The 21,318-nt window shown below is 68.8% G+C and carries 21 protein-coding genes; 8 read left to right on the top strand and 13 right to left on the bottom strand.

The window, feature by feature from the left end:
- The first annotated feature begins 46 nt into the window (after positions 1-46).
- A complete protein-coding gene (locus tag IE307_RS32765; RefSeq protein WP_191303270.1) occupies positions 47-568 on the top strand; it encodes an HNH endonuclease in 522 nt (173 codons plus the stop codon).
- A gap of 109 nt (positions 569-677) precedes the next feature.
- Positions 678-944: a hypothetical protein gene (locus tag IE307_RS32760; protein WP_191303269.1), complete on the top strand. Its 267-nt coding sequence runs from the start codon at positions 678-680 to the stop codon at positions 942-944.
- 219 nt (positions 945-1,163) lie between these two features.
- Here IE307_RS32760 and IE307_RS32755 read toward each other — a convergent pair whose 3' ends face one another.
- From IE307_RS32755 to IE307_RS32745, 3 genes are all read right to left on the bottom strand, one after another.
- On the bottom strand, positions 1,164-4,001 hold the full coding sequence (locus IE307_RS32755) for a vitamin B12-dependent ribonucleotide reductase (protein ID WP_191303268.1): 2,838 nt from the start codon (positions 3,999-4,001) through the stop codon (positions 1,164-1,166).
- A gap of 69 nt (positions 4,002-4,070) precedes the next feature.
- Positions 4,071-4,541 (bottom strand): transcriptional regulator NrdR, encoded by a 471-nt coding sequence (gene nrdR, locus IE307_RS32750; RefSeq protein WP_089924179.1) that lies wholly within the window; start codon positions 4,539-4,541, stop codon positions 4,071-4,073.
- Positions 4,542-4,814: 273 nt separating this feature from the next.
- A complete protein-coding gene (locus IE307_RS32745; protein WP_191303267.1) occupies positions 4,815-5,099 on the bottom strand; it encodes a hypothetical protein in 285 nt (94 codons plus the stop codon).
- 222 nt (positions 5,100-5,321) lie between these two features.
- Between IE307_RS32745 and lexA the strand changes: the two genes are divergently transcribed.
- Positions 5,322-5,999, top strand: a complete 678-nt coding sequence (gene lexA, locus IE307_RS32740) for a transcriptional repressor LexA (RefSeq protein ID WP_373306061.1) — start codon at positions 5,322-5,324, stop codon at positions 5,997-5,999.
- Here the strand turns inward: lexA and IE307_RS32735 are convergent.
- Complete coding sequence (locus tag IE307_RS32735; protein ID WP_191303265.1) at positions 5,983-6,723, bottom strand: GbsR/MarR family transcriptional regulator; 741 nt, start codon at positions 6,721-6,723, stop codon at positions 5,983-5,985. The two genes, lexA and IE307_RS32735, sit on opposite strands and share 17 nt — an antisense overlap.
- 108 nt (positions 6,724-6,831) lie before the next feature.
- On the opposite strand from IE307_RS32735, the gene IE307_RS32730 reads away from it, so the two are divergent.
- Positions 6,832-7,941 carry a cytochrome P450 gene (locus IE307_RS32730; protein WP_229905289.1) on the top strand — a complete coding sequence of 370 codons (1,110 nt, stop codon included), beginning with the start codon at positions 6,832-6,834 and terminating at the stop codon, positions 7,939-7,941.
- Here the strand turns inward: IE307_RS32730 and IE307_RS32725 are convergent, their stop codons facing one another.
- From IE307_RS32725 to IE307_RS32715, 3 genes are read right to left on the bottom strand one after another with little or no spacing between them, the layout of a single operon-like run.
- A complete protein-coding gene (locus IE307_RS32725; RefSeq protein ID WP_191303264.1) occupies positions 7,942-8,898 on the bottom strand; it encodes an SdiA-regulated/phytase-like domain-containing protein in 957 nt (318 codons plus the stop codon).
- The gene (gene hflX / locus IE307_RS32720) at positions 8,895-10,355 is read right to left on the bottom strand and encodes a GTPase HflX (RefSeq protein ID WP_191303263.1); all 1,461 of its coding nucleotides are present in this window, start codon (positions 10,353-10,355) and stop codon (positions 8,895-8,897) included. The genes IE307_RS32725 and hflX overlap by 4 nt, the downstream gene beginning before the upstream one ends.
- A gap of 25 nt (positions 10,356-10,380) precedes the next feature.
- Positions 10,381-10,881 carry an ArsR/SmtB family transcription factor gene (locus IE307_RS32715; RefSeq protein WP_229905288.1) on the bottom strand — a complete coding sequence of 167 codons (501 nt, stop codon included), beginning with the start codon at positions 10,879-10,881 and terminating at the stop codon, positions 10,381-10,383.
- A gap of 54 nt (positions 10,882-10,935) precedes the next feature.
- Between IE307_RS32715 and IE307_RS32710 the strand changes: the two genes are divergently transcribed.
- On the top strand, positions 10,936-12,177 hold the full coding sequence (locus tag IE307_RS32710; protein WP_191303262.1) for an MFS transporter: 1,242 nt from the start codon (positions 10,936-10,938) through the stop codon (positions 12,175-12,177).
- Positions 12,170-13,048: an SMP-30/gluconolactonase/LRE family protein gene (locus IE307_RS32705; RefSeq protein ID WP_191303261.1), complete on the top strand. Its 879-nt coding sequence runs from the start codon at positions 12,170-12,172 to the stop codon at positions 13,046-13,048. The genes IE307_RS32710 and IE307_RS32705 overlap by 8 nt, the downstream gene beginning before the upstream one ends.
- Positions 13,049-13,106: 58 nt before the next feature.
- Here the strand turns inward: IE307_RS32705 and dapF are convergent, their stop codons facing one another.
- The 3 genes from dapF to IE307_RS32690 are packed head-to-tail and all read right to left on the bottom strand — an operon-like array spanning position 13,107 to position 15,492.
- Complete coding sequence (dapF, locus tag IE307_RS32700; RefSeq protein ID WP_191303260.1) at positions 13,107-13,913, bottom strand: diaminopimelate epimerase; 807 nt, start codon at positions 13,911-13,913, stop codon at positions 13,107-13,109.
- Entirely contained in the window at positions 13,901-14,809 is a 909-nt protein-coding gene (miaA, locus tag IE307_RS32695; RefSeq protein ID WP_191303259.1) for a tRNA (adenosine(37)-N6)-dimethylallyltransferase MiaA, read from the bottom strand. The genes dapF and miaA overlap by 13 nt, the downstream gene beginning before the upstream one ends.
- Positions 14,806-15,492 carry a class III extradiol dioxygenase subunit B-like domain-containing protein gene (locus tag IE307_RS32690; RefSeq protein ID WP_191303258.1) on the bottom strand — a complete coding sequence of 229 codons (687 nt, stop codon included), beginning with the start codon at positions 15,490-15,492 and terminating at the stop codon, positions 14,806-14,808. The genes miaA and IE307_RS32690 overlap by 4 nt, the downstream gene beginning before the upstream one ends.
- A gap of 170 nt (positions 15,493-15,662) precedes the next feature.
- Here IE307_RS32690 and IE307_RS32685 point away from each other — a divergent pair, with 170 nt between their 5' ends.
- Positions 15,663-17,012, top strand: coding sequence for a DUF349 domain-containing protein (locus IE307_RS32685; protein ID WP_191303257.1), 1,350 nt, complete (start codon positions 15,663-15,665; stop codon positions 17,010-17,012).
- 415 nt (positions 17,013-17,427) lie between these two features.
- Here IE307_RS32685 and IE307_RS32680 read toward each other — a convergent pair whose 3' ends face one another.
- From IE307_RS32680 to miaB, 3 genes are read right to left on the bottom strand one after another with little or no spacing between them, the layout of a single operon-like run.
- On the bottom strand, positions 17,428-18,267 hold the full coding sequence (locus IE307_RS32680; protein WP_191303256.1) for an RICIN domain-containing protein: 840 nt from the start codon (positions 18,265-18,267) through the stop codon (positions 17,428-17,430).
- 45 nt (positions 18,268-18,312) lie between these two features.
- Positions 18,313-18,762 (bottom strand): Rv2732c family membrane protein, encoded by a 450-nt coding sequence (locus IE307_RS32675; protein ID WP_229905287.1) that lies wholly within the window; start codon positions 18,760-18,762, stop codon positions 18,313-18,315.
- A 14-nt stretch (positions 18,763-18,776) separates the two neighbouring features.
- Positions 18,777-20,258 (bottom strand): tRNA (N6-isopentenyl adenosine(37)-C2)-methylthiotransferase MiaB, encoded by a 1,482-nt coding sequence (miaB, locus tag IE307_RS32670; protein ID WP_191303254.1) that lies wholly within the window; start codon positions 20,256-20,258, stop codon positions 18,777-18,779.
- A gap of 131 nt (positions 20,259-20,389) precedes the next feature.
- On the opposite strand from miaB, the gene IE307_RS32665 reads away from it, so the two are divergent.
- The gene (locus IE307_RS32665; RefSeq protein WP_229905286.1) at positions 20,390-21,313 is read left to right on the top strand and encodes a TAXI family TRAP transporter solute-binding subunit; all 924 of its coding nucleotides are present in this window, start codon (positions 20,390-20,392) and stop codon (positions 21,311-21,313) included.
- Positions 21,314-21,318 lie beyond the last annotated feature (5 nt).

The following is a 21,318-nucleotide window of genomic DNA, read 5'->3' as shown; positions in this document are numbered from 1 at the left end:
ATCGCCTTCACGACCGATTGGGGAGGCAACACCTGGGGAGGACCACTTGAGCATCACCAGCCAGCAGATCGTCGCGTACTGGGTCGAGCACGAGGTCGACCTCGTCATCGACTGGAGCACCGCCCACGAACGGTGCTGGCGCTGCGGTTACAGGTCCTCACTGGAGCAACACCTCGTCGTGCCCGCGTCGATGGGCGGCAGCCGCACCACGGACAACGTCGTGCTGCTGTGCGGGCGGTGCGTCAGCGAGTCGCCGAGCCACGTGGACCCGCAGTACCTGTGGAGGTGGCTGCGCGCGACGTCCGTGGCGGTCAACGACACGTACTGGACGTTGCGCGGCTGGGAGGAGTTCGAGGTCATCTTCGGCCGCAAGCCGCTGGAGTGCTTCACGGACTCAGCCGTCGACCACCGCTCGCTGAACGCCGAGTGCCGGGCGCTGGCGGCGGACGAGTTCGCGAAGACCGTCGTGCGCTTCGGCGAGGGACGGCTCAACCCGTCGACCATCGCCTGTGTGATCGCGGAGGTCGAGAAGAAGCTGGCGGACCGCCACGGCATCGAACTGCCGTGACGGCCCGCAACATCAGCTAGAGCTTCTAACCACTGCGATTAGCTGCAGCCAGACGTGCTGCCGCAGCTCTCGCACAGCCGAGCAAGGGACGGTGAGGTGCTACTTCTTCTTGCTCGACTTGGGCGTTTGTGCAAGTGCACTGGCCGCTGAAGACTTCTCAGACTTGGTCGATCCCGCGTTCCCCAACACTTTGGCTGCCTTCGAAGCCGCTGCGGGGCTCGTCTGGCCTGTGCTCTTCGGTGCCTGTGCGAGGGCGCTTGCGGCGGCGGACTTCTCCGCAGCAGTCGATTTGGGATTCGACAGAACCTTGCTTGCGCTCGACGCTGCCTTCGCGCCCGTCTGCTTGCTGTTTCTCGCGGTCATCCGGTGCTCCTGATCACTCGTTTGGCACAAGCGTCAGGAACGTGATGTCATGCGGTTGATGCACCGCGCGGGACACCACGTCCTGCCGCCACGAACACCCGGCTCTGCAAGGCCGGGTGTTCGTCGTTCCGGAGGCATCTGACCACCGGTACGTACAGGTGGGGCCTCGAACGCACGATGCGTCGAGGCCCCAGCCGCTGTTGAGTTAGAACCTAAAGTTCAGCGGCTTCTATCAGCTGCAGCCGGACGTGCTGCCGCAGCCCTCGCACAGGTAGCACGAGCCGGCCGGACGCATCTTCGTGCCGCAGGTCATGCACAGCGGCGCGTCGGCGGCCTTGCCCAGGTGCAGCTCCAGCAGCTCGGTGGAGCTGCCGACGTGCCTCGGCGTCTCGACGGCGGCCTCGACCTGCTTCGGCGCGGCCTCGACGGCCTCGACCGATCCCCGCAGGCCCTCGAGGTCCACGTCGGACGTCGCCGGGGCGCCGTACTCGTTCGCGACCTGCGCCGAACGCTCGTCGGCGGTGAAGATGCCGAGCTGCGCGCGCTTGTCGTAGGACAGGTAGTCCAGCGCCAGGCGGCGGAACAGGTAGTCGAGCACCGACGTCGCGATGCGGACGTCCGGGTCGTCGGTCATGCCCGCCGGCTCGAAGCGCAGGTTCTGGAACTTCGAGACGTAGAACTCGAGCGGGATGCCGTACTGCAGGCCCACCGAGATGGACATGGAGAACGCGTCCATCACGCCAGCCAGCGTGGAGCCCTGCTTGCCCAGCTTGACGAAGATCTCGCCGAGGCCGTTGTCCGGGTAGGAACCGGCGTGCAGGTAGCCCTCGGCGCCACCGACCGTGAAGGACACGGTCTGCGACGGGCGCTTCTTCGGCAGGCGCTTGCGGACGGGGCGGTACTCGACGACCGTGTCCGAGGCCTTCTTCTCCTCGGTCGCCTTGGCGCCCTTGCCCGCGGACAGCGGCTGGCCGACCTTGCAGTTGTCGCGGTAGATCGCGAGCGCCTTCAGGCCGAGCTTCCAGCCCTGGTAGTAGATCTCCTCGACGTCGGCGATCGTGGCCGTCTCCGGCATGTTGACCGTCTTGGAGATCGCGCCGGACAGGAACGGCTGCGTGGCCGCCATCATCCGCACGTGGCCCATGGGCGCGATGGAACGCTCGCCCATCGCGCAGTCGAAGACCTCGTAGTGCTCGCGGCGCAGGCCCGGCGCGTCGACGACGTGGCCGTGCTCGCCGATGAACTCGACGATCGCCTCGACCTGCTCGTCCAGGTAGCCGAGAGCCTTGAGGGCGCGCGGCACCGTCTGGTTGACGATCTGCATCGAGCCGCCGCCGACGAGCTTCTTGAACTTGACCAGGGCCAGGTCCGGCTCGATACCGGTGGTGTCGCAGTCCATCATCAGGCCGATGGTGCCGGTGGGGGCCAGCACGGACGCCTGGGCGTTGCGCCAGCCGTTCTTCGCGCCGATCTCCAGCGACTGCTGCCACGCCTCGGTCGCGACCTTGTGCGTGGCGGAGTCGTTGCCGCCGTAGGTGCGGATGAGGTCGTTGGCGGCGGCGTGCTTGCGCATGACGCGCTGGTGCGCCGTGGCGTTGCGCTTGTAACCGTCGTACGCGCCGACCATGCCCGCGAGCTCGGCGGAACGGCGGTACGAGACACCGGTCATCAGCGAGGTGATGGTCGCGGCGAGCGCGCGGCCGCCCTCGGAGTCGTACGCGTGGCCGGTCGCCATCAGCAGCGCGCCGAGGTTGGCGTAGCCGATGCCGAGCTGGCGGAACTTGCGGGTGGTGTCCGCGATCGGCTCGGTCGGGAAGTCCGCGAAGCAGATCGAGATGTCCATCGCGGTGATGATCAGCTCGACGGCCTTGGCGAACGTGACGGCGTCGAAGCGGCCGTCGTCACCGAGGAACTTCATCAGGTTGAGCGACGCGAGGTTGCAGCTCGAGTTGTCGAGGTGCATGTACTCGGAGCACGGGTTGGACGCGGTGATGCGGCCCGACTCGGGGCAGGTGTGCCAGTCGTTGATCGTGTCGTCGTACTGGATGCCGGGGTCGGCGCACTCCCACGCGGCCTTGGCGAGCTTGCCGAACAGCTCCTTGGCGTCGACGCGCTCGATGACCTCGCCGGTCTGACGGCCGCGCAGGCCGAAGTCGTTGCCGGCCTCGTAGGCGTGCATGAACTCGTCCGACACGCGAATCGAGTTGTTCGCGTTCTGGTACTGCACCGACACGATGTCCGCGCCGCCGAGGTCCATGTCGAACCCGGCGTCGCGCAGCGCCCGGATCTTGTCCTCTTCGCGAGCCTTGGTCTCGATGAACTCGACGACGTCCGGGTGGTCGACGTCGAGGACGACCATCTTGGCCGCGCGGCGCGTGGCGCCACCGGACTTGATGGTGCCCGCGGACGCGTCGGCGCCGCGCATGAACGACACGGGGCCGGAAGCGGTGCCGCCGGAGGACAGCAGTTCCTTGGAGGAACGGATGCGCGAGAGGTTCAGGCCGGCGCCGGAGCCGCCCTTGAAGATCAGGCCCTCCTCGCGGTACCAGTTGAGGATCGACTCCATCGTGTCGTCGACCGCGAGGATGAAGCACGCGCTGACCTGCTGCGGCGAGCTGGTGCCGACGTTGAACCACACCGGCGAGTTGAAGCTGAACACCTGGTGCAGGAGCATGTAGGTGAGCTCGTGCTCGAAGATCTCGGCGTCCTGCTCGCCCGTGAAGTAACCGTGCTCCTTGCCGGCGCCCACGTACGTCTTCACGACGCGGTCGATCAGCTGGCGCAGCGACTGCTCGCGCACCTCGCTGCCGACGGCACCGCGGAAGTACTTGCTGGTGACGATGTTGGTGGCGTTCACCGACCAGGAAGCGGGGAACTCGACACCGCGCTGTTCGAAGTTCACCGAGCCGTCGCGCCAGTTCGTCATGACGACGTCGCGGCGTTCCCACGTCACGTCGTCGTACGGGTGGCGGCCCTCGGTGGTGTAGACGCGCTGGATCTTCAGCGCGGCAGGCTTCGCAGCCGCCCGTGCGGCTGTCTTCTTGGCTGAGCCGCCGACGGTCTCGGTCACGGTGGATCTCCCTAGTGCAGGTGCTCGGAAAAAAGATGAAGTTGCCTCACGCGCTTTGACGCGCGCGGATCACTGCTCGGCCGGTGCTTCCTCGGCTCTCGCAGTGCGAAGATCAAGAATTTCCTTCTCGAAGTCCTCGACGGACGAGAAGGACCTGTAAACGCTCGCGAAGCGCAGATAAGCGACCTCGTCGAGTTCGCGCAGGGGGCCGAGAATGGCGAGCCCCACCTCGTGGCTGGCGATTTCCGCACACCCCGTCGACCGGATCGACTCTTCCACCTGCTGTGCCAGCACCTGGAACGCGTCCTCGTCGACCGGGCGGCCCTGGCACGCCCTGCGCACGCCCACGACGACCTTGTCGCGGCTGAAAGGCTCCGTCACGCCGGAGCGCTTGACCACGGCGAGAACCGCTTCTTCGACCGTGGTGAACCTGCGGCTGCAGCTGTTGCAGGAGCGCCGACGACGGATCACCTGACCCTCGTCGACCTCACGGGAGTCGACCACCCGCGAGTCCGAATGGCGGCAGAACGGACACCGCACGCCACCTCACCCCTTCCCCCGCGCAGCATCCATCGCAGCAGCCTCACTGGTCGGGTTACCCACAACCTGTGGACTACTTACAACGGTGCAACCACTAGATGTAGGGGTAGAACCTAGATCGCAACCCAACCCCTGCGCAACTCGACACGACGCATCGCGTGTCACCCTGTTGGGCGAACCGCCGACGATCAGCGGCGATTACGCAAAAAAGCCCGCCGATGACGGAGCGTTCACGTCACGACGGGCGGCGAAACACAAGATGTGGGGGCAGGCCTACGGAGTGACCCCCGCCTGCTGTAGGTAGAGCACTCCGAGCGCCACGACCGTCAACGCGCTCAAGACACCGACGGCGACGAGTTCGAACACCGACTCGCGCTTCGGCCGGACCTCGCACGAGCTCGACTCGCGCGTGGCGGGCACGACGACCTGGTGCGGCCGCGTGGCCGGACGGCGCGGCATGACCCGGGGCCCCGAACGGAGTGGACGCCCCGCTGCGACATCCGCGTCCTCGACAACGCGCAAACGCTTCTCGACGAGCACCGCCATCACGACCTCCATCGCAGGTCAACCACCTTGATCGAACAGGGGTTCGATCGAACGTCCGTGCGAATTTCTACCAGACCCGCTCTCCGAACGCCACAACACGCGCCCAAATACCTCGAACAGGTGTTTGATCTGCGCAGCAAACACGACTACCGTCGAGCACGAAGATCGACGGAGGCCGGAATCCCATTCGAACTGGGGGCGGCGAGGAGGACAGCGACCGTGGCAGGCAAGACGATCGACCCGGATCCCGCTCTTGTGGAGACACAGGTGAACGAGATCGCGGGAAACGCCGGCCTGACTCTGCGTCAGCGCAAGGTGCTCGACGTGATCCGCGATTGGGTCGACCGTTTCGGCTACCCGCCGAGCGTGCGCGAGATCGGTGAGGCCGTGGGCCTCACGTCGACTTCGTCCGTCGCATACCAATTGCGCGCGTTGGAACGTAAGGGCTTCCTGCGCCGCGACCCGAACCGCCCGCGCGCGGTCGGGATGCTGCCCAACGAGATCGACGCCGGTCTCGACCCGATGTCCAAGCCGACGCCCGCGTACGTGCCGATGCTCGGCCGGATCGCTGCCGGTGGCCCGATCCTGGCAGAGGAGTCGATCGAGGACGTGTTCCCGCTGCCGCGCGAGATCGTCGGCGAGGGTGAGCTGTTCCTGCTGCGCGTCGTCGGCGACTCGATGGTCGACGCCGCGATCACCGACGGCGACTGGGTCGTGATCCGCAAGCAGCCCACGGCCGACCAGGGCGAGATCGTCGCCGCCATGATCGACGGCGAGGCGACCGTGAAGACGTTCAAGCGCAAGGACGGGCACGTGTGGCTGATGCCGCACAACCCGGCCTACCAGCCGATCAACGGCGACGAGGCCACCATCCTCGGCAAGGTCGTGACCGTGCTCAGGCGTCTTCCGTGACTTCTCCGCGGGCCCGTTTCTTCTTCTCGAAGAAGTCGAGCCACTTCTGCCGCGTGGACTCCATGTCCACGACGACGAACGCGAAGAACTGACCCATGTCCTTGAGGCGGGCACCGACCGGCGTGCCGAGACCGAAGATCTCGGCACCGTCCAGTCCGGTGTCCGCCCAGGTCGAGTTGCGCTGCGCGCTGGACAGCCACGCCCGGTACCAGAGGTCGTCGTCCAGGAAGTAGCGCATCCGCTTGCCGTCGCGTTCGGCGCGCAGCAGGTCGATGCTCTGCAGGTACGCCGTCGACCGCGAGACCGTGCCCGGGCTGACCGACAGCCGCAGCACCAGTTCCGTCGCCGTCAGGCTGCCCTTGTCGGTCATGAAGATCTCGGCGAGGACCCGCGCCGCCGTGTGCGACAGCCCGGTCTGCCGGAACATGGCGACCAGCCTCAGGTGGAACTCCTGCACCTTCCCGGGGCTCCGGTCGAACGAGTACGCCTCGTCGTCGACGTCGAGGTCGTCCACGGCGGGCATCCGGCGCATCGCCCGCTCGCTCGCAGCACGGTGCGCGGCGCCCGGCCGATAGTTGTTGTGCCCGCCGTTGCGGACCACTTCGCGCTGGATCGTGGACGCAGGCCTTTGCAACCGCCTCCCGATTTCGGAGTACCCCAGCCCGTCCCAGAGGAACTGGGCGATGAGCTGCCGTTCTTCGTCGTCTAGCCGCTTACCAGGCACAACATCATGGTGCCTTGCTCCTCAGGCCATTGCAATGAGTCTTTTGACTTCGTCCGCAAACGTTTTTAGCTTGCAGAGAGGGGAAAGAACTCGTTGCAAGGGGGAGCGATGCCACTGAGTCCGATGACGTATCCGGACGGGCACGTCGGCTGGCGGGCGCACGACCACGCGACTGTGCGCGCGGTGCTGGCGGACGGGCGGTTCAGCATCAGGCCGGACCTGATGCACAACCCGTTCGGGCCGGGGAGCCCCGGTGACGCGCCGCCGTCGCCGCCCGGTGCGTTCACCGACCACGACCCGCCGGACCACACGCGGTACCGGAGCAGGCTGACCGGGCAGTTCACGGTGCGGCGGATGCGGTTGCTGGCCGAGCGGCTCGAGGTGATCACGGCCGGGCACCTCGACGTGCTGGCGGCGCAGGGGTCGCCCGCGGACCTGGTCGAGCACTTCGCGGTGCCGGTACCCGGGCTGATGATCTGCGAACTGCTGGGAGTTCCCTACGAGCGGCGAACGGAGTTCCAGCAGGACGCGATGCTCTTGACCGCGGCCAGCGGCGCGGAGGTCGACGGAGGCGCGGCCATGTTCGCGGCGTTCGAGCGGCTTCAGCGGTTCATGCTGGAGATGGTCGCCGCGAAACGCGCACAGCCGACGGACGACGTGCTCAGCGATCTGGTCAACAGCGGCAGCGACCTGACCGACGACGAGATGGCCGCGATGGGCATGGCGTTGCTCGGCGGCGGGCTCGACACGACGACGAACATGTTGTCGCTCGGCGCGCTGGAGCTGCTGCGGGAGCCGGCGCGGGTGGAGGCGATGCTCGCCGATCCCGGCGCGGCCGTCGAGGAGCTGCTCCGATATATCAGTTTGACGCCCGCGACGGCGCGGACGGCGTTGGAGGACGTCGAGATCGACGGCGTCGTCGTGCGTGCCGGTGACACCGTGTTCGTCGAGCTGGGGTCGGCGAACCGCGATCCGGCTCGCTACGCCGATCCGGACGTCCTCGACCTGGCGCGGGGAACGGCCGGGCACCTCGCGTTCGGGCACGGCATCCACCAGTGCATCGGGCAGCACCTCGCGCGGATCGAGTTGAAGATCGCCTTTCCGGCGCTCTTCACGCGGTTCCCGGAGCTGAGGCTGGCCGTGGCCGAGGACGAGCTGCCGCACCGGGCGAGTCTGGTGATCGGCGGGCTGGAGCGGATGCCCGTCGCCTGGGACTGATCAGGCCCTGCGGCGGAAGCGGAGACCGATGACCAGGGCGGCGACGAGCACGAGGCCGCCCAGGGTCAGCGCCAGGGGCCAGTTCTGCCAGGAGCCGCCGGACGGTTCCGGTGGCGCGGCTTGCTGCTGGTCGGCGGCCGGCGGGGGTGTCGTGGTCGTCGGCGCGGGTGGCTGGGCCAGGGCCGCGGCGCCCGCCACGGCGCGGATCGGGGTGCCGGTGCCTTCGGAGGCGGAGAGCAGGGTGCCGTCCGGGTCGAACGCGATGGCCTCGCCCTGGGGTTCGTTCGGCAACGGCACGCGGACCGGGTCTCCGGACAGGGCCTTGACGATGTCGCCGTCGGGGACCGGGTAGAGGTACGCGTCGGTGTAGGTGCGCAGGGCGATGACGGAGCCGTCGGCCGTGGAGGCGGCTCCCGTCACCAGGCGCGAGTCGAGGGTGCCCTCCAGGGGGCCGCCCGGGGTGTCCGTCGACGACAGCGACACGCGCGTGACCTGCTCCAACGGCACCGATATATCAGTTCGGAGCGGGGCCGTCGGGCGATATACCAGTGCGGAGCCGAGGGGTTCCTTGGTGATGATGTACGGGGTGCCGGACTTGTCGATCAGCAGCGCCTCGGCGTCGTGCTTGCCGTCCGGGTAGGTGACGCGGAACCGCTCCACGGCGCCGGAAGGCGAGACCTTGTGCAAGGCGACCGTGGAGCGGGACTTGCCGTTGTCGCCGGTGTCGGACGCCCAGAGGGTGCCGTCCGGCGTCATCGCCAGGTCTTCGACGTCGTACGGGTCGACGGGCGCGGTGATCGTGCGCGTCACCACGCAGTCACGGCCCATGACCTGGATGCGCAGCGTGCCGTTGTCGCTGTCGCTGACGGCGAAGAACTGCTTGCCGTCGGACGTGAGCCCGGAGAGCTCCTGCATGGCTACCGGGCACACGTCCACCGGTGGAGGCGGGAGGATCAAGCAGGCGTCCCGTTCGTCGCGAACTCCTCGAGCACGTTGGCGAGGTCCGGGCGCACGCGGGCGCTGAGCAGCGTGCCCGACTCCACGTGCTTCTCGGACAGCACCTCGCCGTCGCGGTGCACGCGGGCGACGACCTCGCCGCGCGCGTACGGCACGAGGGCCTCGACCACGACCTCGGGACGGGGCATCAGCTCGGCGATGCGGACCCGCAGCTCCTCGATGCCGAGGCCCGAGTGCGCCGACACGAACGACGCGTCCGGAAACAGGTGCCGCAGCCGCGCCATGCCCAGGTCGCCCACCGCGTCGATCTTGTTCACGACGAGCAGTTCACGCGGCATCGGCGTGTCGTTCTTGTCGTTGATCTCGGCGAGCACCTCGCGCACGGCCTTGACCTGCTTCTCCGGCATGCCGTCGGAGCCGTCGACCACGTGCACGAGCAGGTCGGACTGGCCGACCTCCTCCAGCGTGGAGCGGAACGCCTCGACCAGCTGGTGCGGCAGGTGCCGGACGAAGCCGACCGTGTCCGTCAGCGTGTACGGCAGGCCTTCCGGCGTCAGCGCGCGGCGTGTCGTCGGGTCGAGGGTGGCGAACAGCGCGTCCTCCACCAGGACACCGGCGCCCGTCAGCGCGTTGAGCAGCGACGACTTGCCCGCGTTCGTGTAGCCGGCGATCGCGATGCTCGGGATCTCGTTCGCCGTGCGGCGGCCGCGCTTGGTCTCGCGGATCACGCTGATCGCGGCGATCTCACGGCGCAGCTTCGAGATGCGCGCGCGGATCCGGCGGCGGTCGGTCTCGATCTTCGTCTCACCGGGACCGCGCAGACCCACACCGCCGTTGCCGCCACCGGCACGACCACCGGCCTGGCGCGACAACGTCTCACCCCAGCCGCGCAGGCGCGGCATCAGGTACTGCAGCTGGGCCAGCTCGACCTGCGCCTTGCCCTCCTTGGACCGCGCGTGCTGCGCGAAGATGTCCAGGATCAGGGCGGTGCGGTCGATGACCTTGACCTTGAGCTTCTCCTCCAGCTGACGCAGCTGGCCGGGTGAGAGCTCGCCGTCGCAGATCACCGTGTCCGCGCCGGTCGACTGCACGACGTCGCGCAGCTCGGAGACCTTGCCGGAGCCGATGTACGTGGCCGCGTCGGGCTTGTCACGCCGCTGCACGACGCCCTCGAGGACCTCGGAACCCGCGGTCTCGGCGAGGCGCGCGAGCTCGGCCATCGAGGCGTCGGAGTCGGCGGCCGTGCCCTCGGTCCACACCCCGACGAGCACGACCCGCTCCAGGCGGAGCTGCCGGTACTCGACCTCGGTGATGTCCTCGAGCTCGGTGGACAACCCCGCGACTCGGCGCAGCGCGGCGCGTTCGGCGCGTTCGAAGTCGCCGGTGGAGAGGTTCTCCTCTTCCCACGTCGAGTCGAACTCCGGGTCGAACTCTGTGCTCTGGATGTTTTCCGTCATTTGCCCTTCATCGTCCCACGGACAGTTAGTCCCCCGGATACACCGCGAGGTAGATCGCCACACGGGGAACATCCGGCTTCACAGGTTTCGCGGCCAGCTCATCCATCAACGACGCGAGCCGCTGCTTTAGTTCCTCCGGGTCGACGGTCACGACCAGACGGCTCTGATCCACGTCACCGAGCCCGATGTCGGCGACCTCGCCGAGGAAAGCGTGCAACATCGCCTCGCCGACGGCGACCGCATTTTCGCTGTTGTCGAGCTGCCACGACAGCCCTGTCGACCGATAGGGGATCTCCTTCGCGCCCCTGTTGCCCGCGCGGGGCGGCATCGCCTCCAGGAATCCGGCGGCGACGAGCTTGCGCACGTGGTGCAGCGTCGTGGCCGGGTCCCTGCCCAGGCGCTGCGCCAGCTCCTTGTTGGTGAGCGGGCGCTCGAACGTCATGCGGATCATCCGCAACCGCAGGTCAGAGCTCAGAGCCGCGGCTTCCTCGCTCGTCGCGGGACGACGCTTCCGTGGGAGTGGCACGCTCGCAGTCTAAGTGATTGACAGTTTCCAATCACTCAGCGCAGACTTCTCGGCATGGCGCTTTGGGGGCACCCCGACTTCCGCAGGCTCTGGGTCGGCGACACGATCAGCCAGTTCGGCGCGAACGTCGGCATGACGGTGATCCCGCTGCTCGCGGCGGGAGCGCTGAACGCGACACCGTTCGAGATGGGGCTGCTCGCCGCCGCGAGCACGATCGCGTTCCTGCTCATCGGACTGCCCGCGGGCGTGTGGGTCGACCGGATGCGCCGCAAGCCGTTGATGATCGCGATGGACGTCGCCCGCGCCGCGCTGATGCTGAGCGTGCCCGTCGCGTGGTGGCTGGACCTGCTCGACCTGCCCCAGCTGATCGTCGTGAGCCTCGCGGTGGGCGTGTGCACCGTGTTCTTCGACGTCGCCTACCAGTCCTACCTGCCCTCGCTGGTCGGTCGCGGCCAGCTCGTCGAGGGCAACTCGAAGCTGCAGGCCAGCCTCTCGGTCGCCGAGGTGTCCGGGCCCGCGATCGGCGGGTACGCGTCGCAGTTCCTCGGCGCGGCCAACGGCGTCCTCGCGACCGGGGTGGGCTACCTGAGCTCGGCGTTCTTCCTGGTGCGGATCAAGACGGTCGAGCCGGCACCCGAACGCCACCCCGACCCGCACCTGCGCCGCGAGATCATGGAGGGGCTGCGGTTCGTCTTCGGCAACGTCACCCTGCGCATGATCGTGGCCTGCACCGGCACGTCGAACTTCTTCCACGGCATCCAGAACGCCGTGATGATCCTGTTCCTGCTGCAGACCGTGAACCTGAGCGAGGGCACCGCGGGCCTGGTGCTCAGCGCGGGCGGCGTCGGCGGTGTGCTCGGCGCGGCGTTCGCGCACCGGATCGGACTGCTCGTCGGACAGGCCAGGATGATCTGGCTCATCCCGCTCCTGACCTGGCCGTTCACCCTCGCACTGCCGTTCATCTCGGACGGCTGGGGACTGGTGCTGCCGATGGCCGGCCTGGCGGTGAGCGTGTTCGGCATCGTCGTCTACAACGTCGGCCAGGTGAGCTACCGGCAGGCGATCTGCCCCGATCACCTGCTGGGCCGGATGAACGCCTCGATCCGCTGGGTGGTGTGGGGCGCGACGCCGCTCGGCGCGTTGCTGGGCGGCGGCCTCGGCTCGTGGATCGGCATCGTGCCGACGATGTGGGTCTCGCTCGTCGGTTCGGTGGCCGGGATGGTGTGGCTGCTGCTCTCGCCGCTGCGGTCTATGCGGGACCTGCCGACCGCGTCTAGCGTCGAGGCCCATGGCTGACACCACGGTGCTGCGGGACGGTCTCCACTTCGGCGAAGGACCGCGACGCGGTCCCGACGGCCGTCTCTACTACTCGGACTTCTACGCGGGCGAAGTGCACGCCCTCGACCTGGCGACGGGGGACGACGAGGTCGTCGTCGCCTTCGACGGCCAGCCCTCCGGCCTCGGCTGGCTGCCCGACGGGCGCTTGCTCGTCGTGTCGATGCTCGACCGCACCGTGCGCCGGCTCGAGGGCGACGACCTCGTCGTGCACGCCGATATATCGGATATCGCGACGTTCCACGCCAACGACATGCTCGTCGACGGCGAGGGCCGCGCCTACGTCGGGAACTTCGGCTTCGACCTGCACGGCCTGATCGACGAGGTCGGCATCCCGCGGTTGCTCGAACCGGACTTCGACCCGCAGGGCGCCGCGCTCGCGCTCGTCCAGCCCGACGGGTCCGTCAGCGTCGTCGCCGAGGACCTCAAGTTCCCGAACGGGATGGCGCTGCTGCCCGACCCGACGGGCGAGTCCGAGAGCGGCACCATCCTCGTCGTCGCCGAGACCGTTGCGTTCCACCTCACTTCGTTTTCGGTCGACCGCAACGGATCGTTGCAAAACCGCAGGGTGTGGGCCGATGTGAAGGAGTTCGGGATCGCGCCGGACGGGATCGCGGGCGACGGGGACGGTGTGTGGGTGGCGCCGGCGTTGCAGCCCGCGGCGTTCCGGGTGGCGGAGGGCGGCAAGATCACGCGCCGGGTCGAGACCACGCAGACGGTGTTCGCCGTCGCGGTCGTCGACGACCACCTCGTGTGCCTGACGGCGCCGGACTCGAACCCGAAGGTGGTCAGGCCGGAGAGGCTCGGGAAGATCGAGGTCTTCCCGCTCTGATATGCGATATATCAGTTAGACCCTGAAACAGTGACCTCTGAACAGATGGGCCCTGTAGTCAGGCGAGGGCGTCCCACCAGGACTTGTCGAGCTCGCCGCGCGCGACGAGCACGGCAGGTCCGGTGAGCGTCGACGTCGTCGGGTCGATCGTCACGTGCACCTGGCCGCCGAGGACATCGACGGTGGCCGCGCCCGTGGTCCTGCCCTGGCCCGCGAGCCAGGACGCGACGGACGCGACGGTGCCGGTGCCGCAGGAGCGGGTCTCGCCCACACCGCGCTCGTAGACGCGCATGCGCAGCGCGCCGTCCTCGATCACGTTGATGAGCTCGACGTTCACGCCGTGCGGGAACATCACCGGGTCGAAGCCGGGAGGCACGGTGAGGTCGAAGCTGCTGACCGGGAGGTCGGTGACGCACGCCAGGTGCGGGTTGCCGACGTCGACCGCGAAGCCGCCGATGCCGGAGCCGTCGACCGCGGCGATGGAGGTGCCGGTGACCCGCGCGGGGCCCATGTCGTTCGTAACGGAGCCGTCGGGGTGCGTGGTGACCGTGCGGTCTCCCGCCCGCGTGCCCACGACGAACTCGCCCTGCGGCTGGTGGCCCGCGTCGACCAAGTAGCGGGCGAAGACCCGTAGGCCGTTGCCGCACATCTCGGCGATGGAGCCGTCGGCGTTGCGGTAGTCCATGAACCACTTGCCGCCGGAATCGCCACCGGAGCGCACGACGCGCAGCACGCCGTCCGCGCCCAGGCCGCGCTGCCGGTCGCACAGCGCCTGCACGCGGGCGACGGTCAGGTCCAGCTGGTCATCGAGGTCGGGCAGGACGACGAAGTCGTTCTCCGTGCCGTGCCCCTTCACGAACTCCACGGCACAAGGCTACCGGCGGCGTCCAAAAGATCCGGCCTGGCACCGTCGAGCCAGGTGATGCGCTGGTCGCGCCGGAACCACGACCGCTGCCTGCGCACGAACCGGCGGGTGGCGCGTTTCGTCTCCTCCGCGGCGAAGTCGATCGTGCAGGCTCCGTCCATTGCGGACAGCACCTGCTGATAGCCCAGCGCGCGCGAGGCCGTCTTGCCTTCGCGCAGGCCGATCCGGACCAGCGCGCGCACCTCCGCTTCGAGGCCCGATTCGAACATCACGTCCACGCGCTGGTCGACGCGTGAGTCCAGTTCGGACACCTCGCGGTCGACGCCGATCTGGACGGTGCCGTACCGCGCGGGGCCGGGCTTGGGCAGGTTCGCGGAGAACGGCTGCCCCGTCAGCTCGATGACCTCCAGCGCGCGCACGATGCGGCGGCCGTTGGACGGCAGGATCGCGATCGCGGCGGCCGGGTCGAGTTCCCGCAGCCGCCGGTGCAACGCCTCCGAACCCGCGGAGGCCAGTTCCGCCTCGAAGCGCTCGCGGACCGCGTCGTCCGTGCCGGGGAACTTCAGGTCGTCGAGCACGGCCTGCACGTAGAGCCCCGAACCTCCGACGAGGACCGGCGGACGGCCGGCGGCGAGCAGGTCCTCGATCACGGCCCGCGTCTCGCGCTGGTAGGCGGCCACGGACGCGGTCTCGGTGACGGACAGGACGTCGAACAGGTGATGGGGCACGCCGCGGCGCTCCCCCACGGGCATCTTCGCCGTGCCGATGTCCATGCCGCGGTAGAGCTGCATGGCGTCGGCGTTGACGACCTCTCCCCCGAACCGCTCCGCGAGCGCGACGGCCAGGTCGGACTTGCCGGTCGCGGTGGGTCCGACGACTGCGATGGGCGTGATCACGGGCGCTCCCAGACGGCGACGTGGTAGCCCACGCCGAACGGTGCGAAGAACTCGGCGCTCGAGCAGCGCCACGGACCGGGCACACCGGCGAGGACCTGCCACGCGGCACGGCCCTGCGCACCCAGTTCGCGGGCGAGGTCGATGTCGAGGCCGAGCAGGCCGTCCACGTCGGCGGCGCTCAGCGAAGTGTGGACCAAAGAATCAAAAGGTCCCGAACGCTCGTCGTTGGAACCGGGAGAGCGGAGGCCGTGCCGAGTCGAGCCGTCGCCCAGGACGAGGAGCCCGACGGGATCCGGCTCGGCGGCGAGTCGCCGTCCAAACGAGACACAGTCGGAAGCGGGCAGGTCAGGCGGGACGAGTTCAACGCGTGACACCTCGACTGCGCAGCGTTCGCGCAGCCACGCGGTGATTAGCACTGGCAACGGAATCGTGGCGTCCGGCGGCAGGTCTCCGCCGAGTGACACCCGCACATCGACCCCATAACCGAGAAAAGTTCCCGACAACGGCGGCACGAAGGTGGAGGGGCCGCTGCCGCCGACCGCCACCGCGACCCACGGGCCGGGCAGTTTTCCTGCTGCGGCAAGGGTTGCGGCGCGCACGGACTCGGTTTCGGCGGCGGCCCCCACGACCAGTTCTGGCACCAGGAGAGGTGGGTGCGGCACCACCACAGCGCGGGTGATCACAACGAACCAGGCTACCTATCGTGGACTCCCAGTACCGAGTCGAGCTCTGACCTGTTTGAATGCGCGCGGGGAACTGGGGACGGGAGACCCTCCAGCGCCCGTATTGCATCGGCCCCGCCAACGGCGGGGCGCCCGTGGCAGGCACGGGCGTCAGATGGGAGGAACCGGCGATGTCGGAGCAGGACAGCACACCGGAGGCCGTGGCCGAGACCGCTCCAGTGGCGGTCGCAGCCGAGGGTGGGGTCGAGGAAACGCCGAAGGAGACCCCGCCGCAGGCGACGCCTCCGGCCGTCCCCGTGGCGTCGGACCACCCTGACCGCTGGGGGCGCGTGGACGCCGACGGCACCGTGTACGTGAAGACCGAGGACGGCGAACGTGCTGTCGGGTCGTGGCAGGCCGGCGAGCCGGTCGAGGGTCTCGCGCACTTCGCGCGGCGCTTCGACGACCTGCGCACCGAGGTCGAGCTGCTGGTCTCGCGGCTCAAGACCGGTGCCGGCGACCCCAAGCACGCCCTGACCAGCGCGAAGCACGTCAAGGAGCAGCTCGCCGAGGCCGCCGTCGTCGGCGACCTCAAGGCGCTGGCCGCCCGCGTCGAGCACGTGCTGGTGCAGGCCGAGGCCGGCATGGAGAAGGCGAAGGAGGCCAAGGAGGCCGCCCGAGCCCAGTCCGTGGCGCGCAAGCAGGCGCTCGTCGACGAGGCCGAGTCGATCGCGAACGAGTCGACGCAGTGGAAGGTCGCGGGCGACCGGCTGCGGCAGATCCTCGACGAGTGGAAGACCATCCGCGGCGTCGACCGCAAGACCGACGAGCAGCTGTGGCGCCGGTTCTCGAAGGCCCGTGACGCGTTCAACCGCCGTCGCGGCTCGCACTTCGCGGACCTCGACCGCCAGCGTTCGGTCGCGAAGGGCTCCAAGCAGGCGCTCGTCGAGGAGGCCGAGAAGCTCGTCGACTCCGACGACTGGGGCCCCACGGCCGGCCGGTACAAGGAGCTGATGGTCGAGTGGAAGGCCGCCGGGCGTGCGCCCAAGGAGGCCGACGACGCGTTGTGGCAGCGGTTCCGCGCCGCGCAGGACGCGTTCTTCCAGAAGCGTTCCGAGGCCTTCAGCGAGCGTGACGCCGAGTTCACGGCCAACGCGAAGCTGAAGGAGGAGCTGCTCGCCGAGGCCGAGGGCATCGACCCGTCGGGCGACCTCGAGTCGGCTCGCAACCAGCTCTACAAGATCCAGGAGCGCTGGGACGCGATCGGCAAGGTGCCGCGCGAGCGCATCCGCGAGCTCGAGGGCAAGCTGCGCGCCATCGAGGAGCGGGTCCGCGGCGCGGTCGACGCCCAGTGGCGCCGGTCCGACCCCGAGGCCGAGGCCCGCGTGGCCCAGTTCCGCGAGCGCGTGGAGCAGTTCGAGGCACAGGCCGCGAAGGCCCGTGCCGCGGGCGACAAGCGCCGCACCGAGCAGGCCGAGGCGCAGGCGGCCCAGTGGCGTGAGTGGCTGGCCGCCGCCGAGCAGGCTCTGGCGACTCGCTAGAGGTTCTAACGCTTGTTCTGGAGTGCAGCCGAGGGCCTCTCTTCCATTCTGGAAGAGAGGCCCTCAGGCGTTCCTGGTGGGCGATGCGCCACCTTGCGCCGGCAACCTGTTAGAGGTCGTAACGCCTGTTCGAGAGTGCGACCGAAAGCCCCTCTTCCCGCCGTGAGAAGGGCTCCCAGGCGTTCCTAGCGCGATGCGCCGCCTCTAGTCGGCACTAGCGACCGTTAGAGGTCGTAACGCCAGTTCGGGAGTGCGACCGAGAGTCCCTCTTCCCGTCGCAAGAAGGGCTCCCAGGCGTTCCTAGCGCGATGCGCCGCCTCTAGTCGGCACTAGCGACCGTTAGAGGTCGTAACGCCAGTTCGAGAGTGCAACCGAGATCCCCTCTTCCGATCGCGAGAAGGGCTCCCAGGCGTACCTAGCGCGCGATGCGCCACTTCTGGTCGGCGCTGCCCGTGCACAACGAGGCGATCAGCCACGTGCCGTCGTCGTACGAGCCGTTCGCGGTCCCCAGGCACCGGCCGGAGGCGACGTGCCCGACCTGGCTGGTGTTCACGGTCTGCCACAGCTGGGCGTCGTTGCTCCACGAGCACGCGTTGGCCTTGACGTGCTCGCCGAAGTTCTCCTGGAACACCGGCTCCATGCAGAGGTTCCCCCGCTGGTTGCGGATGCGGAAAACCGCCGGGTTCGCGTCGGAGAACTCGCGCGCCCAGAACGGCTGGAAGCTGGTGCCGTCGCTCGAGGGGTGCCGTTCCCACATCACGACGTCGTTCCAGCTGTTCTGGTAGAAGTCCGCGGCCCGCTGGGCGTTGCCGACCGGCACGAGGTAACCCGGGCCGTCGGTCGCGGGCTTCACGGGCCCCGGTGCGGGGGCCGGTGGCTGCGGTGCCGGAACGGTCGTCGGGCGCGACGGTGGAGCCGTGGTGCGCGGTTCAAGGGTCGTTACGGTGCTCGTCACGACCGTCGGTGTCACTGTGGTCCCCGAAGACGGCGACGTGGCGGCCGTGGAGAGCGTGGGCGGGGCGGCCACCGTCGTGGTCGTGGCGGCCGGCTGACCGTCGTTCTTGAGGTACACGGCAGCGACGACCGCCACGGTCAGGGCCGCGGCCACTCCGAGGACGATCGCGGCACGGGCCAGAAGTGACAGCCGCTTGCCGGAGCCGGGGAAGTACACGTCGCGCACCGTGCGCGCCTGCAGGAGGTTGCCGCGGTTGTCGCCATCCGCGGAGTTCTCGGTGTGCTCCCCCGCCTCCGTCATGCCCAGCGAATCGAGAACACCCCGGAAATCATTACACCCCGAACGTCACAGCTGGGGCGGGCGCGAGGCCGCGATCTTCACCCACTTCACCAGCAGGACGACCACCGCGATGACCGCGATGATCAACCCGATGCCGGGGCCGGGACCGATCGTCTTGTTGCTGGTCGTCGTCTGCTGCGTCCAGATCGACAGCACTCCGATGATCGACCCGGCGAACAGCCCGAGCGAGCACACCCAGGTGAGGCCCCAGCGCCGCACCGCGAGCGTGATGCCGGAGCCTGCCACCCCGACGCCGAGGGCGAGGTACGAGAACAGCGTCGGCAGGAACAGCGACGACTCCCCCAGCACGACCTGCAGGCCCGTGAGGTCGCCGATCCACGGCAGGATCAGCGACACCAGGATCGCGAGCACCGCGATCGAGATCGTCAGCGCGCCCGTGCCGGGGTCGATCCGCTTGGCCGCCTGGTGCTCGACCGCGTCGATTTCCTTGCGCAAGAAGTCCTCATCACTCACTGGGCGGCACAACCCGAGACGGCGGGCAGCGGCGCGGGCGCTCCGAACGACGGCAGACCCAGGCCGATACCCGCGGTCTTGGGCTTGATGCCGGCCTCGGAACGGTCACCGGCCTTGGTGCGGCGCCACGACAGCGGTTCGCCGTCCGCGACGAGGTAGTGCGGGGCCGCGTACGTCACGACGGTCTCGACGACGTCACCGGGACGCGGAGCGGAGGCACCCGGAGTGAAGTGCACGAGGCGTCCGTCGCGCGCGCGGCCGCTCATGCGCTGCGTCTCGGCGTCGCGCTTGCCCTCACCGGTGGCGACGAGGACCTCGACCGTGCGGCCGACCTGCTCGATGTTCAACGAGTGCGTCATCTCGTTCTGCAGAGCCACGAGCCGGTCGAAGCGCTCCTGCACGACGGCCTTCGGCAGCTGGTCCGGCAGGTCGGCGGCCGGGGTGCCGGGGCGCTTCGAGTACTGGAACGTGAACGCCGACGAGAAACGGGCCTGGCGCACCACGTCGAGCGTGCCCTGGAAGTCCTCCTCGGTCTCGCCGGGGAAGCCGACGATGATGTCCGTGGTGATCGCGGCGTCCGGCATGGCGGCGCGGACCTTGTCGATGATCCCCAGGTACTTCTCGGTGCGGTACGAGCGGCGCATCGCCTTGAGCAGGCGGTCCGAACCGGACTGCAGCGGCATGTGCAGGCTGTGGCACACGTTCGGCGTCTCGGCCATCGCGGCGATGACGTCGTCGGTGAAGTCCTTGGGGTGCGGCGAGGTGAAGCGCACGCGCTCCAGGCCGTCGATCTCCCCGCAGGCGCGCAGCAGCTTGCCGAACGCGAGCCTGTCGCCGAACTCGACGCCGTAGGAGTTGACGTTCTGCCCCAGAAGCGTCACCTCCAGCACGCCCTCGTCCACGAGCGTCTGCACCTCGGCGAGCACGTCGCCGGGGCGGCGGTCCTTCTCCTTGCCGCGCAACGACGGCACGATGCAGAACGTGCAGGTGTTGTTGCAGCCCACCGAGATCGAGACCCAGCCGGAGTAGGCCGAGTCGCGCGCGGCGGGCAGCGCCGACGGGAACGTCTCCAGCGAGTCGAGGATCTCGACCTGCGCCTCTTCGTTGTGGCGGGCGCGTTCGAGCAGCACCGGCAGCGAGCCGATGTTGTGCGTGCCGAACACGACGTCCACCCACGGGGCGCGCCGGACGATCTCGCTGCGGTCCTTCTGCGCTAGGCAGCCGCCGACGGCGATCTGCATGCCGGGCTTCGCCGCCTTCTGCGGGGCGAGGTGGCCCAGCGTGCCGTACAACTTGTTGTCGGCGTTCTCGCGGACCGCGCAGGTGTTGAAGACGACGACGTCGGCCTGTTCGGCCTCGGCCGCCCGCTCGTAGCCCGCGTCTTCGAGCAGACCGGCGAGCCGCTCGGAGTCGTGCACGTTCATCTGACACCCGAACGTGCGGATCTGGAAGCTCTTGCGAACCTGCGCGGTACTCACGCCCAACACGATAACCCCTGGTCAAACGCCCGAGTCGCGCGGACCGGGCAAAGACCGGCCGACGAGCGCCGTGACCAGGCAGGACCTTCGTCGGGTGCAAGCGCCCGCCGTCCCCGTGGCACGATGCGCTGGTGCTGGGACGAGTGCATGCCGCCGTGAGCCTCTTCGCCGCCGCAACGGTCCTGACGGGCTGCGGCAGCACGGTCGAGAACGTCAAGATCACCATGGCGACCGGCAGCGAGGAGGGCGTCTACTACGCCCTCGGCAGGGGTCTCGCGGACATCTGGAGCGGGCGACTCGGCATCACGAAGCCCCAGGTCGTCGCGACGGCCGGGTCCAAGGACAACGTCACCCGGCTCATCAACGACCAGGCCCAGGTCGGTTTCTCCCAGGCCGACGCGCTCGACGGCGTGCCGGGCTCGGACAGGCTGCGCGCACTGGCCCGGATGCACGACGACTACCTGCAGGTGATCGTCCGCGCCGACCTCCCGATCACGAAGTTCACCCAGCTCTCCGGGCTGCGCGTGTCGATCGGCGGGCGGGAGTCGGGCGTCGAGATCATCGCGCGGGCGCTGCTGAAGTCCGCGGCGGTCACGCCCCAGGCCGTGAACCTCAACCTCAACGACTCCGCCCAGGCGATGCGGGAGGGCAGGCTCGACGCGTTCTTCTGGTCGGGTGGGTTGCCGACCAAGGCCATCACGGACCTCACCAAGGGCCTCGGCGTGCGGATGCTCGACCTGAGCGACGTGCTGCCGAAGTTCCGCCAGGAGAAGCCCGTGTACGGGGCGGCGACGCTGCCCGCGTCGACCTACAACCTGCAGTCCGATCCGGTCGGGCCGGTCATCACGCTCGTCGTGCGCAACTTCCTGCTCGTCAACGAGAAGATGTCCGACGACGTGGCCGAGGCGCTGGTGCGGCAGTTGTTCGAGGGGCAACCGGAGCTCGTGAAAGCGCACTCCGCGGCGCGCACGATAGAGCAGCGGTCCGCCATCGAGACATCACCGGTACCTCTGCACGACGGCGCGATGCGCTACTACCGCGAAGCCAAGGTCTGATCTCC

The sequence above is a fragment of the Lentzea cavernae genome, from assembly GCF_014653695.1.
GTDB lineage: Bacteria > Actinomycetota > Actinomycetes > Mycobacteriales > Pseudonocardiaceae > Lentzea > Lentzea cavernae.
The sequence above is the reverse complement of the archived record's forward strand: the minus strand, read 5'-3'. Positions and strand labels throughout refer to the sequence as shown.